Origin of the sequence: Clostridium sp. UBA4548, assembly GCF_002387895.1 — a bacterium.
Lineage (GTDB): Bacteria > Bacillota > Clostridia > Clostridiales > Clostridiaceae > Clostridium_J.
The window spans coordinates 271918-286329 of the sequence record NZ_DGLI01000023.1 but is presented as its reverse complement, the minus strand read 5'-3'; the positions used below and the strand labels follow the sequence as shown (position 1 = coordinate 286329).

Sequence of the window (14412 nt, the reverse complement as noted above, 5' to 3'; positions counted from 1 at the left end):
CTACAAAAATTATACTCTAACGTTTTAATTTTTCATGGCTGGAGAAAAATAGTAACCTATTTGTTGGGCTACCATTTAAGCGAACCCATAGAAACTGGGTCTCTTGAATAGTTGCCCAATAAGGACTTGTAGAAATGCCTTATAAATTTAATAAAAAGAGTTTGGAGTTAAACTGAGTTTTTTTGAATGAAAAAATTACATAGATCATCAGTAACAGTAGGGCAGTTTTAAGAATTATAATACAAAAGTATTAAAAAATAATATGTATAAATTTCAGCAAAGTAGTAGTTGTTAAGGAAAATAAATGAACATTTAGTTATTTTATGGTAAAATGTAATCAATTGTAAAGACAGAATTATAAAAATGCTACATATGAATAATATAAACTAGAAGGTAGATTTAAACTTGTAACATTTGCGTTTGTTTAAGTTGTTAGCTAGGAAATGTTTTAGATTATAAATGAGATTAAGCAATAATTTATTAGGAGATGTAAATTATGGGGATAATTATTTTTATGTTCATCTTATTATTATTAATTGGAGTTCCTATTTTTTTAACTTTAGCCAATATAGTAAGAATGATTTTTTCTTTTAATAACCAAGCTGTAAAGGAAAAGTTTTATAATGTCACCGACTTTTTTACTTTTACTTGTGGCATATTTTATTCATGTAGTTTAATTTTAATGACAGGCTTTAGGGATTATAATGAGGCACTACAAATACCAAACGATACTTCGTCTTTTCATGCTCCAATAGCTTCTTGGCATTCACTAACTATCATAGCTTTATTAGCCATTGGAATTTTAGGATATGCAGTGCTCAGGATAAGTAAAACCTCTCTACCACCTCTTTTAACTGTATTGATGTTTTCTTTTATGTTTGTGGGGATATTTGTAAGCTTGTTATGGATTATTCAACTTTCAAATAATCTTTTTAAAGATGCTATGGTTTTCTTTTTAGGTTTATTTCCACTAAATTTTATTCTTTGTTCAGTTACACTTATGAATTATATCCTTAAAAACTATATATTAGATACTTCAGAAAAGAAAAATCAGTATAACAACAAAGTTTTATACTGGATTTACAACTTTCTATTAAAAAGCAAGAATTGGGTAGGGGTAGCTGTGGCTTTAATGCTTCCTGTTCTTATAATATTAATGCTGATACTCATTCTCTTAGGACAACAGCCAGATGCCCTTATAAAGGCCTTTACAGAAACCAGCGATTGGACTTTATCTACAAAAATTTCACCTCCGCCAGTTCAAGTGGATTCCCATTATCTTTGCACCGTTTCTTTAAGAGGACATAAAAAACTAGTAAAACCTTTAAGGTATGGTATTCGTAGAAATGATAAGATCGTTGTAAACAGGCAGCTTATGATTGCCAATGCCTTTGAGCAATTAATTGAGGAAAAGGTTCCTAGAACTCATAGGCTTATACGTTACATTTATGATAAGTATGGCTATCCTCTATCCCGTCATATCAATACAGCTTGGAGTGCTGATATTGTCTATATTTTGATGAAACCTTTGGAGTGGTTCTTCTTGGTAGTACTTTATGCTTTCGATAAAAACCCAGAGAGCAGGATAGCAAGGCAGTACCTTCCAGCTTCTTTAAGTAAAAAGAGTAAGGTCTTAAGTAACTAAGTATTGCATTAAGGTTTAGTGATAGTTTCTCTAATTTATACTTTTTCATTGAATCTAAGTGTATGTAGAATGGTTCAAATTTCAAGTAATAAATTAGTGAAACAAGGTACACGAAATGTCAGTGAATTCATGGAAAAATACAATAAGTGGGAAAGTCATACTTGTAGTATATTAAGAAACAGAAGTGGTCAGTAAATTTGAGAGGTGATGTTAATGGGAAAATTGATAACTTCATTAGGTATAGTGGCAATATATAAGGATAATTGTCAGGTAGAATATAATGCAATAAAATTAAATAATGATTTAGTTATATTTCCAGATATTAATGGTAGATATAAAATAGTAATTGCGTATAAAAGTGATAATTTACCACACCTTATTAGTTGTGTCATTGAGGACATAGACTTCAGTAGAGTAAAACTCTATCCTGAATCTGGGGAAAGATTAGAGTGTCAAGCATTTTATCAAGATAAGGTAAAATTATCAATAGGAATAGAATGTGATACTGGTTATTTTGATACAGGTGAAAGAATTGGTAACTATGATTATGATAGTATTTATTTAAATAATGGTATAGGATATAGTATATTACCAACAACTAAATCGCATGAACTCGTTTTTGGTATAGCCTGGATTAATGAATGTACTGATGAGAATGATTTACAAACATGGTTTGGTGCAGATCCAACAATTATGTAATTTGTGCTTAGTATAGCAGGACATGATAATTCGTAATCTTCTTAAAAGTCACTTAATTACAACACATAAAGTTATGGTTTTAGTATATGGCCTGATATATTGAGATGATTAAATAAACACTTAGAGAAAATGTTCAAGCAATTGACGACCTAGGATACTTTTCTAAGTGGTTTGTTTTTGTATCTTATAAAACTTAAAATTAAATAGCAATTAGGCATTATACAACTAGAGATTTCACTACAATCAAGACTTAGCTGTAAAGTGTCTTTATTCTTTAAAAATGTTATGGAAGGATAATTCTCTCCATCCTCTTCACGGGTGGAGTTAAATCTCCTTTCAAAGCAAATCTACAAAATGAACTTGTTCATTATTTAATAGAAGTATCAAAATTCATTATAAGACCACGGAAAACATATAATTTACGATGAATTTAATTTAGCTTGATTGGGGATTTAGATATATGGGGAAAAAACAATATAACATTTTAAACCTAGGGAGGATTCCTTTCAGATGTGCAAAGGGTTATTCCTTTTTAATAGCATTACAAAAGATATTAGATGGAATTGTTCCAAGTATACAAATATTAATAACGGCAAAGTTTTTAGATGTTGCCATGGGGATAGCAAATGGAAAAAGCAACCTTTTAGAAATAATATTACCTTTGATTTTAATAGGAGTTTTCATTGCTTACACTTGGTTATCTAGCCAAATTATTAAGTTCGTGGAGTGTAAACTTGAGTTTAAACTGAGGGAAAGGTTTAGAGTTAGTATTACAGAAAAAGTAGCCAAGCTTCAGTACAGGCATATTGAAAATCAAGAAACTTGGGATTTAATTTCTAGAGTGTCAAAGCAGCCTGAGATTGTGTTTAAAAAAGCTTATATTAACACCTTATCATTTTTGTCCATGCTACTAAGAATTGTGGGAGTATTGGTTATTTTAATAACTCAAGTATGGTGGGCAGGACTCACAATTTTACTTATTAGCATACCACTTGTAATTTTAGCTATGAAAAGTGGAAAGGAAACCTATGATGCTAGTAGGGAAATATCTAAGCATAGAAGAAGATATGAATACCTAGGAGAAGTGCTGACTGGTAGAGAGGGAGCTCTTGAGAGAAACCTTTTTGGATTTACTGAAGAAGTTAATAAAAAGTGGAAGGAACAGTATGAAATTACAAGAAGAGTTGTTTTTAAAGCAGACCTTAAATTCTTTGTAAAGTTAAAGCTTGGGAGCATAGTTACAGCAATAATAACTATATTAATGACTACGGTTTTAATAAAACCAGTATTAGATAATTTAATGTCTGTGGGAATGTTTATTTCCATTGTTAATGGGCTTTTTTCTCTAGTTCAAATGATGTCCTGGCAGTTAAGTGAATATGTAGGAGAGCTAGCAAGAAATAAAGAGTACTTGAAGGATTTAGGCAGCTTTGAAAGTTTAGAGGAATTACAGGGAGCTGTTGATTTGCCATCAGTGAGTGAATTTGAAGTTGAGACCTTAGAATTTAAGAAGGTGTCCTTTAAATACCCAGGTACTGATTATTATATTTTAAAGGATTTATCTTTTAAACTTGAAAAGGGAGTTCACTATGCCTTTGTTGGAGCTAACGGAGCAGGAAAAACTACAATAACTAAGCTTATTATAGGGTTATATGAGGAATTTGAAGGTGATATTCTAATAAATGGTACAAGTATTAAAGATTACAAGCATAGTGAGCTTAAGTCTTTATTTTCTGTAGTGTATCAAGATTTTGCTAAATATTATATTTCCATGAAAGATAATATTTCCTTGGGTGATGTGAACCACTTAGGCAAAGAAGGTGAAGAAGAGAGTATAAAAAATTCCATTAATATAATGGGTCTTGAAGCCGCTGTGGAGGAACTTCCTGAAAAGTTAAATACACCACTTGGAAAGATAAAAAGCAATGGTCAAGACTTCTCAGGAGGACAATGGCAAAGATTAGCCATGGCAAGATCAATTATAAGTAAGGCCTCTTTGAGGATATTAGACGAGCCGACTGCAGCCTTAGACCCCATAAGTGAAAGCAAAATTTATGAGGAGTTTGAGAAAATAAGTAAGGGTGGCACAACTGTATTTATAAGTCATAGGCTTGGGTCCACAAAGCTAGCCCAGAAGATTTTTGTCCTTGAAAATGGCACCATCATAGAAAAGGGTACCCATGAGGAACTTATGGAGAAAAGAGGGGTCTATGAGAAAATGTATGAAAGTCAAAGGAGTTGGTATTTATGATGGGCCAGAAGAATAATAATATATCTCTTTATAAAATACTAAAAAACATACTCCCTATGATATTTGAAACTTGTCCAGTATATTTTACTCTTTATAATTTATTATCAATTATTCATGGAGTATCTCATGTGGTTACTGTTATTATGACTCAAAAGTTTTTCGATGCTATTGCTAATGCAGTGAGTAACAAAGGGAGTTTTAAAGAAGTACTATTAATGGTATTGGCCTTAGGAGCCACATTAGTAATCAATCAAATATTAAACGGAGTTGCTAATTTTATTCCTGATGATATAGGTTTTAGAGTTCAAGGTAATATTGGAGGCAAAATTAATGAAAAGGCAGGAAAGTTTGATGCATTAACCTTTGAAGTTCCTTCAAATTTAGATGCTATAAACAAGGCTAATGAGGGATTACTTAATAGTATGTATCTAGTATTTATAATTTCAACTATTTTAACCTTTTACTTTCCATACTTTTTAGTAATGGGAATTTACCTTTATAGCTTAAAACCAATACTAGCAATATCGCTTGTAATTATATTTATACCAGTAGCTCTTACTCAGCTTTTAAGGCTAAAGGTATTTACAAAGTTATCTGATGAATCAGCACCTATAAGAAGAGAATTTCAGTATTATGAGAAATGCATTATTGATAAGGAATACTTTAAAGAAACAAGACTTCTTGGGGCTTTTAAATATTTTAGGGATTTATATTTGTTAGCTATTGATTTACTAAATAAGAAGATTTGGAAGGCAGAAAAGACCTCTGGAATCATGGAGCTTACAATGAAGGCAATAACACTTTTAGGATATTTGGTCATTTTATATTTACTTGTAATTGCGCTAATCAAGGGGGACATTACGGTAGGAGCCTTCGGTGCAGTATTTGCATCTATTGGCAGTATGTTTAACATCATGGAGGAAATAGTATGTAGACATGTGGGTGCCATTACGGAAAACTTAGGTAATGTAAAAGGGCTAATAAAGCTTTTAGAAATGCCTGAAAGAGAAGGAGAAGATAGTGATAGAAATGAGGTTACTGGAATAACTCTCACAGAGGTTTCCTTTAAATATCCAGGAGCAGATAAAGAAGCACTAAGCAATATCAATTTAGAAGTTCAGCCAGGAGAAACCATTGCGATTGTTGGTGAAAATGGTGCAGGAAAAAGTACCTTAGTAAAGCTCATGATAGGACTATTTTCTCCAAGCAGTGGAAGTGTCACTTTAGGGAAGGTGGAAACCTCTAAAGCTTCTATGAAATCCTTATATAAAAATGTATCTGCAGTATTTCAAAACTACCAAAGATACAAAATGACTTTAGGTGAAAATGTTACTATAAGTGACTTTAAAGGCAATAGTGAGGTCAATAGAGATAATAAAGAGAAATTAAGCAGTGCCTTAAATAAAGCAGATTTAATTATAGATGAAGAAAAGTTTAAAGATTCCTATGACACCATGCTGTCAAGAGAGTTTGATGGGATAGACTTATCTGGTGGTCAATGGCAAAGAATAGCAATTGCAAGGGGGTTTTATAGGAATTATCACACCATTGTTTTGGATGAACCTACTGCTGCCATAGATCCAATAGAAGAAACTAAAATTTATAATAAATTTGTAGACATGTCTAAAGGTAAAACTGCCATAATTGTAACTCATAGATTAGGCTCAGCAAAGATAGCAGATAGAATCGTGGTGCTGGATAATGGGGGAATAAGCGAAATAGGTACCCATGAAGAACTTATGAGTAAAAATGGGAAATATGCAGAGATGTATAGGGCTCAAAGCAAGTGGTATGCTTAGTCTTAGTAAGGTTCAATTTAAGAGGATAGAATTAGATAACCTAGTTTTTTGAATTGTGAAATAAAGACATTATAAAATTCTATTTGAATAATAGGTTATAAAAAAGACATCTCTTTTTCATATAAAAATAGCACCATTATCATAATATTGAATATCCTATTATTAGGGATGGGACAAGCTTTTTATCTCTAATAAAAAACAGGTGATGAATATATGTTTGGAACAGAATTTCAATCTCAAGTTGCTAATAATTTAATAACTCAAAACAGTCCTGTAACAATTGGATCAGCTTGTGTTGCTGAGCTAGAGAATAACGTCTTTGTTTTGCTTGTTGAAATAGAAGTGCAAGTTCCAGGTCCAGATATTGAACAAGTGCTCATAATAAGATTAACACCAGCTCAAGCAGCTGTGTTAATACCACAAGTTGGTCGTTGTAGAATAGTAAATCAAATTCCAACCCAAGCACCTGGAAGAGAAGTAAATCTTATTTGCGGATTTGCATTTGGTCAGAATATATTCTTAGTATTTGACGTTGAAACCAACACAACAGATGAGCTAGTTTTAGTTAGAGTTCCTTCATGCCCAATTGTTGGATAAAACTAATAAACTAAAATTTGGAGATTAATTATAATATTAAGAAGCACGATTTCTATTTTTAAAAAATAATCTATAGTATGAGATAAGGAGTCAGTGCACTGGGGATAACTCTCAGTGTACTGACTTTGTTATAAATTTTATATTATCCTTAAATCTTTATACCTTTTCCATTAGATTTTGCAAGAAAAGTAGCAGATGCTCTTAAAGTTCTAAGAAAATAAACAAATTTGAATACCTATGGAATATCCATAGGTATTCTTCTTAAACATTTGATTTAGAATGTAAAAATGCCGTAAAATTCACTTCTGAATAATACGGCATTAAGAAGTTATTAGATTTTTAATTTTAGTTATTAAATAAGAAAACTTGGAATTAGCATGTTTAATTTACATGATTAATATTACCAACGCTCATAATATACTATATCTTCGAGTTTCTTTCTTGGACGAGGTTTTGGAGTTTCATCAGGATAGCCAATAGTTATAACTCCAACTACATATTTGTCAGAAGGTATATTTAAAACTGGCCTAATCTCTTCTTGCGTAAACTCAGCAACCCAGCAGGCTCCTAGTCCTGAATTATTAGCTTGTAGCAACATATATCCTGCTGAAATTGAGGTGTCTCTAATAATTCGTTTCACCTCATCATCGGGACTATTATCATCCAAATAAACATCTATACCTTCTTTTATTCTACAACGTATATCTGCAACGCATACAATAAAAACAGGAGCTGTAAGCATCCATTTTTGATTATGAGAAGCCTCCATTACATTCTGTCTCATTTTTTCAGACCTTACTACTATATAGCGCCAAGGTTGTGTATTATTACCTGATGGCGCAAGTCTTCCACTCTCAAGTACCCCATTTATTTTTTCATCTTCAACTGGCTTGTCAGCATATTTTCTTATGCTTCTACGCATTTCAATTTCTTTAATCATATATTGTTTTCACTTCTTTCAATTATATTTTAATACATTTTATCATACCATTTTGCCACGATTACTTATAATCATATCATTTAAGGGTAATTGATTCCATATAACTAATAAATTACAGAGTATTTATATATTATTTTTTAACACTGTATTGTTCAGTTTTCAAAGAACATTATTATTACCCTAAATTTCACTAGCTGCATTGCTTGATTATCAAGAGGTGTCTTAATGATTCTTAGTAATGTTCATCTCAAATGGAGCAGGGGAGTTGAATATAATTGTTAAGGATTAGGAGATAATGCTTAATTAATATTTGCTTTTTTAAAAGTCTTTTAGTAGGCATAGATGTGTTTTTTTTATTGCTAAAAATATATTCAGATGCTACAGGTATATTGTTATGGTAATTATATGGTAAAATGAAACTTATATCATAGTGTTTTCCTATGTTAGATTATTTTATAATAATAGTAAAGGGGTATTGAATATGGGGTTAAAAAATTTAGAAACAAATAGGTTAATAATTAGAAGTACTAGGAAAGAAGATACGGATTTTTGCTTAAATATATGGTTAGATGAGGAAATGGGGAAATACTTATCAGACCCACCTCGTGAAAAAGCAAATGATATCTATTTGGAATGGAAAGAGAATGTAGAATTTTATGATGGTTGTTATTATTTTATTGCAGTTTCAAAGGAAACTGGAAATTGCATTGGAACCTGTAGTGCAATTCCAAGTGAAGACAAAAGGCAATGGGACTTAGGATATGCCATTCATAAAAACTACTGGCGTCAAGGCTATGCAACGGAAATGATAAAAGCATTAATTGACTTTTGTCATGATAATGGTGCTAAGAAAATAACAGCTCCTGTGGCACAACAAAACAAGGGTTCAAATGCAGTGCTAAAAAAGCTTAACTTTTATATTGAAAAAGAAGGTACTTTCAAAAAATCTGGCACCGACATTATATATGATGAGTATGTATATGCCCTTGATTTAGAATAATTCTTGCTTTAGTAAGATTAATAATATTTTCAGGGTAGTGTAGTGCAAATGAGAAACTAAGCAAAAGTTGGAGGTATATTATTACAGTAATTATATGGTAAAATAGTGATGGGTTAAATTAAGGGGTGATTACATATGTTGATATTATCAGGTGGGGGAGATCCAGAAAAAGTTAAGCCAATTGATGATTTTTTTGACAGTAAAATAAATAAAGAAAAAGTGTTGATATATATTCCCGTTGCAATGGAGGAATCGAGTTTTACTTATGAGGAATGCTATGAGTGGTTTTCAAAAACTTATAGGGAATATGGAATTCATAAAATTCAGATGTGGACTGATTTGAAGGGAAAGAAACTATCTAGTGAACATGCAGGAGTGTTCATTGGAGGAGGAAATACTTATAAGCTACTAAAGATCATGAAAGATACAAACTTTGATAAAGAAGTTATTAACTTTTTAAGTGATGGTGGTGTTGTTTATGGAGGTTCTGCTGGAGCTATTATATTTGGAAAAACAATTGATTCAGCAAAATATGCAGATAAGAATATAGTTAATTTAATGGATACAAAAGGGTTGAATCTTTTAAATAATAAGGATGTTTGGTGTCATTATAAGAAAGAAGATGATGAGTTAATTAATTTTTATGATAATGAGCTATACATTTTATATGAGGAGTCAGGGATTATTATTGATGGACAAGATATCAAAGGAATAGGGAAAAAATATAAAGTGAAATCCTTATAATTTAAAGCACAAGGATGATTGTTTAATTTCAAAGGTTCAGAAAGTTTGGTGATAACATAATGGAGGTTGCATATGAAAAATAATAATAAAATAATAAAAAACATCCCTTTTATATTTTTTATCTTATTACCAATTATAATGATAATTTTTAGAAGTAATGGAATCACTCTTATGAATAATACCTATGCAAATTTATATTTAATTATTTATGCAGCAATTTCAATAAAGTTTATTTTCGGAACTAATAAAAACTCTAAGTGGTTAGGGATATATGTGTTTATTTATGTACTATTTGAATTTTGTACTTACACTGGTTCATATGAATCATACAAATCTCCAAAAAATAAAAATACTGTAATTGTAGAATATATAAATGTGTTTCCTCATGCAGAAAAATTAAAGGTTTATAAAAGGTCTTTTATTATATTAAAAAAAGAACTAGTAGAAACTCCTGCCGCTGGCTCAGGAGACTATAAAATATTATGGAAAGGTGATAGCTCTGTAATAGTAACTGGAACTCCTATAGCAAGTTTTAGAAATTCTTATGAGAATGGTAGTCTTGATAATCATTATAAAAATATGATAAATGAAGGTACAATTGAATTAATTTTTACTGAAGGAATTCTGATAAACATAGAATAATGTAAGATTTGACTTTAGTTCCGCTATAAAAGAATATGAATTTAACTAATCAACCTCTGTAAGAATGCAGAGGTTGATTTTTTTGCTTAACAAAGCAAGCTTAATAAGCTGATGCCCAAATATAACAAATGGTGTTTACTTGAAATATGTATAAGAAAGTAGGCATGTACTAGCAAATTATAAAATATAAATAATAAAGGAGAAGTCAAATATGATGGTAAATATAAAGATTACTTAGAAAAGAGCAGAACTATTTAATTAAGGCATCCTTAAAAAATAAATAAGTCAGTATGTTTGTCTATTTTAGTTATACTGCGTCAGCAGAACCCTTAGATAGCGCAACTATCTGTGGAACCTGTTTCCTTGTCGGCACAAGCTTGCTTGTGAACTCAAAATATCCTTCACATCTTTGACTTGTTATTTATTTTCAGATGCCTAATAATAAGTTAAGACTTAGTTTTATAACTGTAAAGCTAGGCCTATTTTTATTGTAAAAGTATAAATATGTAAAACATTCAGTTAATTTATGGTAAAATATAAGTAGAGAAGAATAATACACTTGAAAATAGGATGTAGTAATTTTAAAGCTACAACACAAACATTACGGAAAAAATAAATATAGGCTTCTAATTTTTAATAAAGTACGATGATAGCATAATGGAGGTTAAATATGAAAAGTAAGGATATAACAATTAAAAACATTTTGCTGATGCTTTTAATCTTTTTACCAATTTTAATGATAGTTTTAGAGAAAAATGGAATCACACTTATGAATAATACCTATGTATACATATATTTAGTTATTTATCTAGGGCTTTCAGTAACTTATGCCTTAGTAACTAATAAAACTTCTAATTGGCTAGGGCCACTTGTACTTATTTATCTAATATTTGCATTTTGTAGTTACACTGGTTCATATCGTTCATACAAATCGCCAAATAATAAAAATACAGTAATAGTAGAAAGTGTAAGTCAGTTTCTTTATCCTACAGATTTAAAAATTAACAAAAGAACTTGTGTTATTTTTAAAAAAGAAATAATAGAAATTCCTGATGGTGGTTCAAGGGGATTAAGTGTATTCTGGAGAGACGATAGTTCAATAGTAGTAACCGGTGGTGGTGTAGAAGCGTTTAAAGATATTTACACCAATTATACTTATAATATCCATTATAGAAACATGATAAATGAAGGTGCAATTGAATTGTTTTCACATGAAGGTATGATGATAAAAATAGATTAAGGTATAGTTTGAGGAAGAAAAATGAATAGATTGAACAGAATAGATTTAAAAAAATTTAATGAAAGAATAAAGTAACTTTATGTATAATAGGCTAAGGCTAAAATGAGCTATTCAGCCTAAAGTTATAAATTTTTGTACAGCTACTAGAAGCGCTAGCATTATGTTTAGGCTTAAAATATAATAAAAATAAATATCTGTAGAACTATGTGAAGTAAGGATAGTAATGAATTATTTGTTTATTACCATCCTTTATTTTTATTTTTGATAGAAATAGTGAAAATTCAACGAAGTATTAGGTGAATAGAAAAACACTTAAAAATGAGCTTGTATAGAAAAGAGGTTAATTATGGAGATTTCTGAAGAAAATTTTATTCATCAATTAAAGCTGCAAAATGAAGAAGCTTTAAGTTATATCTTAGAGCAATATGGTTGGATTATTAAATCTACTGTAAAAAAACATCTGTATAATTTAGAAAGTCTTCAAGGTGAATGTATAAATGACATACTTATGGCAGTTTGGTACAACATCCATAGCTTTGATGAGAGTAGAAGTGAATTTAAAAACTGGCTAGCTGGTGTAGCAAAATATAAATGCATAGATTATAAAAGAAAGTATTTGAAGAATTTAGGTCATGAAGATGTTGACAATTTAGAGATCAGTGTAGAAGATAACTCATTGAATGAAATACTCAATAATGAGCTTAATAAAGATTTAGATTCCATGCTTAACTGCTTAAAGAAAGAGGACAAAGATTTATTTCTAAAGCTATATTTAGAGGAAAAAGCTATGGATCAGGTATGTTTTGAAACGGGTATGAAAAGAGAGGTTATTTACAACAGGCTATCAAGAGCAAAAAAGAAGATTAAAAATGTACTGAATACAAATGAAAGCAGGGTGTAATCTAATGGGCAATAATATATATGATATGTTAAATGATAACAATATTGATTTAGAAGGATTAGATAGAGAAGGATTTAATCCTATTGAAAAAAAACAAATAGAAGCTAGATTTAAAAAGTCTATTAAAAAAAATGAGAAAAAGAACATAAAGAAGGGAATAATGGCAGCAGCTATTGTAATTGCTATTGCGGTAGGAACTGTTGGAAGTGGTTTTGGAACTTCTGTAGCTGCTGCAATTAAGTTAGCAACAGCAGATATGGGATTATTTTTAGGCACTAATAAGGATTTAGGTAGATATAAAACTGTAGTTGATCAAAGTAAAAGTAGTGAGGCTATAAGTGTCCAATTAAATGAAGTTATACTAAATGGAAATGAATTAGTAGTGTCAACCACAATTAAATACGAGAAAGGTGATTTAAAAATTGAAAGTATTGATGTCCATGGAGAAGTATTTATAAATGGAGTAGAGCTATCAGAATCCTCCAGTGGAGTTGGAAAAATTACTGAGGATTCCACATTTCAGCAGGTAGTGACCTATAGTCTTAAGGACAATGAACTAAAAGGGGACTTAGCAGTAAAAATAGTTTATCCATCAATATTGTTAAATGGAGAAGTAACTAATATAAAACCTTATGAATTTGAATTTAATACTAATGGGGATAAATTAGCTGGAGACACTATAAAACTTCCAATAAATCATAACTTTACTTTGGAAAATGGTAGTATAGTAACACTAAAAAATTATGTAAGCAATAAAGTTAGTACAAAGTTATTTTTAGATATTGATAATACAAATAAATCTGAGACTGTTTATGATATACAGTTAAGGGGCTATGATAATTGTGGAAATAAAATTGTGTTTAAACCAAGAATTATGAGTGCAGACCAAGGTATTCTTGAACTATCAACTGCATTAGGTGAAGAAATCAGTGATGAGGCAATAGAGATAACCTTAACACCATATGCAGCGGCTTTTTCAGAGGGTAATGGAATTTTCAATAGTGACTTGAAGCAGGTTGAGAAAAAAGTAGCCTTTCCAGGCAAAAATCAAAAGTTAGATAATGGTTATAAGCAAGTTGGCGAAGAATTTACTATTAAAATAAAGTAAGGTATGTATTCTACTTGCTAATTAATAAACTTTTTTAAAACTAAGAACTTTCAACAATTTGCATTGTTCAATTTGACCAATGCAAATTTTTTATAAAATAGCAGGCTTACAATTCATTCAAGAGAAATATAGCTAATTATATGGAAAAGATATTAGGTTTAAAACTACTCTTGAAAATGTTGGAATTCAACCTTTGTTTAAAGTATAATAGAGATATATACTTAGATAAATAGTTTCGATATTTGATAATGAATAAACAGAAGTCAAGAGATATTATAAAGTTATAAATATTTATTCTAAAAGTAGATTTAGTAATCTAATGGAGAACTATGAAACACTATAAAATTTAAGGAGGACAATAAAATGCCAGAATCAAATAACATTTTATCATGGACATTAATATCAGAGTGCCCAATTCCTAATGATGCAAAGGATTTACTAGTGGAAGGGGAGGTAGCAATTGCTGCTTATAAAACCTTCCGCGATAGTGCTATATTTACTAATAAGAGATTAATCGTAAGAGATTCACAGGGACTTACAGGAAAAAAAGTAGAGATATACTCACTACCATACTCATCAATTAACATGTGGTCTACAGAAAATGCAGGAAAATTATTTGATATGAATGCTGAAGTTGAACTTTGGACAAGGGCAGGGCATATAAAAGTAAACTTAAACAAAGATGTGGATATACGTAAGTTTGATAAACTAATAGCAAGTGTTCTTTTAAAATAATATGTAAAATTGGAAGTGCTCACATGTTAGATAAATAATATATCATTCATTGGTTTAGAAGGTAGCTAAAGGTATGGTTAAAAATACTCTTAGCTACTTTTTTCTTACATA

Annotated in this window: 13 protein-coding genes; 12 read left to right on the top strand and 1 reads right to left on the bottom strand. The window is 30.3% G+C overall.

Annotation, left to right across the window (positions count from 1 at the left end; all coding sequences use genetic code 11):
* Positions 1–496: 496 nt before the first annotated feature.
* From B3040_RS09425 to B3040_RS09405, 5 genes are all read left to right on the top strand, one after another.
* The gene (locus B3040_RS09425) at positions 497–1645 is read left to right on the top strand and encodes a DUF6688 domain-containing protein (RefSeq protein ID WP_291572539.1); all 1149 of its coding nucleotides are present in this window, start codon (positions 497–499) and stop codon (positions 1643–1645) included.
* Positions 1646–1858: 213 nt separating this feature from the next.
* Complete coding sequence (locus tag B3040_RS09420) at positions 1859–2344, top strand: hypothetical protein (protein ID WP_291572537.1); 486 nt, start codon at positions 1859–1861, stop codon at positions 2342–2344.
* 460 nt (positions 2345–2804) lie between these two features.
* A complete protein-coding gene (locus tag B3040_RS09415; RefSeq protein ID WP_291572535.1) occupies positions 2805–4595 on the top strand; it encodes an ABC transporter ATP-binding protein in 1791 nt (596 codons plus the stop codon).
* Entirely contained in the window at positions 4592–6394 is a 1803-nt protein-coding gene (locus B3040_RS09410) for an ABC transporter ATP-binding protein (RefSeq protein WP_291572533.1), read from the top strand. The genes B3040_RS09415 and B3040_RS09410 overlap by 4 nt, the downstream gene beginning before the upstream one ends.
* A gap of 213 nt (positions 6395–6607) precedes the next feature.
* Positions 6608–6991 (top strand): hypothetical protein, encoded by a 384-nt coding sequence (locus tag B3040_RS09405; RefSeq protein WP_017415916.1) that lies wholly within the window; start codon positions 6608–6610, stop codon positions 6989–6991.
* Between the two features lie 400 nt (positions 6992–7391).
* Here B3040_RS09405 and B3040_RS09400 read toward each other — a convergent pair whose 3' ends face one another.
* Positions 7392–7931 (bottom strand): nitroreductase family protein, encoded by a 540-nt coding sequence (locus B3040_RS09400; RefSeq protein ID WP_291572531.1) that lies wholly within the window; start codon positions 7929–7931, stop codon positions 7392–7394.
* A 481-nt stretch (positions 7932–8412) separates the two neighbouring features.
* Between B3040_RS09400 and B3040_RS09395 the strand changes: the two genes are divergently transcribed.
* The 7 genes from B3040_RS09395 to B3040_RS09365 all read left to right on the top strand — a co-directional run bounded on the left by B3040_RS09395 (position 8413) and on the right by B3040_RS09365 (position 14301).
* Positions 8413–8931 (top strand): GNAT family N-acetyltransferase, encoded by a 519-nt coding sequence (locus tag B3040_RS09395; RefSeq protein ID WP_291572529.1) that lies wholly within the window; start codon positions 8413–8415, stop codon positions 8929–8931.
* Positions 8932–9066: 135 nt separating this feature from the next.
* On the top strand, positions 9067–9675 hold the full coding sequence (locus B3040_RS09390; RefSeq protein ID WP_291572527.1) for a Type 1 glutamine amidotransferase-like domain-containing protein: 609 nt from the start codon (positions 9067–9069) through the stop codon (positions 9673–9675).
* A gap of 72 nt (positions 9676–9747) precedes the next feature.
* Entirely contained in the window at positions 9748–10317 is a 570-nt protein-coding gene (locus B3040_RS09385; protein ID WP_291572525.1) for a hypothetical protein, read from the top strand.
* 670 nt (positions 10318–10987) lie between these two features.
* Entirely contained in the window at positions 10988–11557 is a 570-nt protein-coding gene (locus B3040_RS09380; protein WP_291572523.1) for a hypothetical protein, read from the top strand.
* A 346-nt stretch (positions 11558–11903) separates the two neighbouring features.
* Positions 11904–12458 (top strand): sigma-70 family RNA polymerase sigma factor, encoded by a 555-nt coding sequence (locus B3040_RS09375; protein WP_291572521.1) that lies wholly within the window; start codon positions 11904–11906, stop codon positions 12456–12458.
* A gap of 4 nt (positions 12459–12462) precedes the next feature.
* Positions 12463–13566, top strand: coding sequence for a DUF4179 domain-containing protein (locus B3040_RS09370; protein WP_291572519.1), 1104 nt, complete (start codon positions 12463–12465; stop codon positions 13564–13566).
* A gap of 363 nt (positions 13567–13929) precedes the next feature.
* Complete coding sequence (locus B3040_RS09365) at positions 13930–14301, top strand: PH domain-containing protein (protein ID WP_017415924.1); 372 nt, start codon at positions 13930–13932, stop codon at positions 14299–14301.
* The last annotated feature ends 111 nt before the right edge of the window (positions 14302–14412 follow it).

Bases quoted from the DNA above. Each gene is read 5' to 3' on its own strand.
- B3040_RS09425 (WP_291572539.1), top strand. From the start codon at position 497: ATGGGGATAATTATTTTTATGTTCATCTTATTATTATTAATTGGAGTT.
- B3040_RS09420 (WP_291572537.1), top strand. From the start codon at position 1,859: ATGGGAAAATTGATAACTTCATTAGGTATAGTGGCAATATATAAGGAT.
- B3040_RS09415 (WP_291572535.1), top strand. From the start codon at position 2,805: ATGGGGAAAAAACAATATAACATTTTAAACCTAGGGAGGATTCCTTTC.
- B3040_RS09410 (WP_291572533.1), top strand. From the start codon at position 4,592: ATGATGGGCCAGAAGAATAATAATATATCTCTTTATAAAATACTAAAA.
- B3040_RS09405 (WP_017415916.1), top strand. From the start codon at position 6,608: ATGTTTGGAACAGAATTTCAATCTCAAGTTGCTAATAATTTAATAACT.
- B3040_RS09400 (WP_291572531.1), bottom strand. From the start codon at position 7,931: ATGATTAAAGAAATTGAAATGCGTAGAAGCATAAGAAAATATGCTGAC.
- B3040_RS09395 (WP_291572529.1), top strand. From the start codon at position 8,413: ATGGGGTTAAAAAATTTAGAAACAAATAGGTTAATAATTAGAAGTACT.
- B3040_RS09390 (WP_291572527.1), top strand. From the start codon at position 9,067: ATGTTGATATTATCAGGTGGGGGAGATCCAGAAAAAGTTAAGCCAATT.
- B3040_RS09385 (WP_291572525.1), top strand. From the start codon at position 9,748: ATGAAAAATAATAATAAAATAATAAAAAACATCCCTTTTATATTTTTT.
- B3040_RS09380 (WP_291572523.1), top strand. From the start codon at position 10,988: ATGAAAAGTAAGGATATAACAATTAAAAACATTTTGCTGATGCTTTTA.
- B3040_RS09375 (WP_291572521.1), top strand. From the start codon at position 11,904: ATGGAGATTTCTGAAGAAAATTTTATTCATCAATTAAAGCTGCAAAAT.
- B3040_RS09370 (WP_291572519.1), top strand. From the start codon at position 12,463: ATGGGCAATAATATATATGATATGTTAAATGATAACAATATTGATTTA.
- B3040_RS09365 (WP_017415924.1), top strand. From the start codon at position 13,930: ATGCCAGAATCAAATAACATTTTATCATGGACATTAATATCAGAGTGC.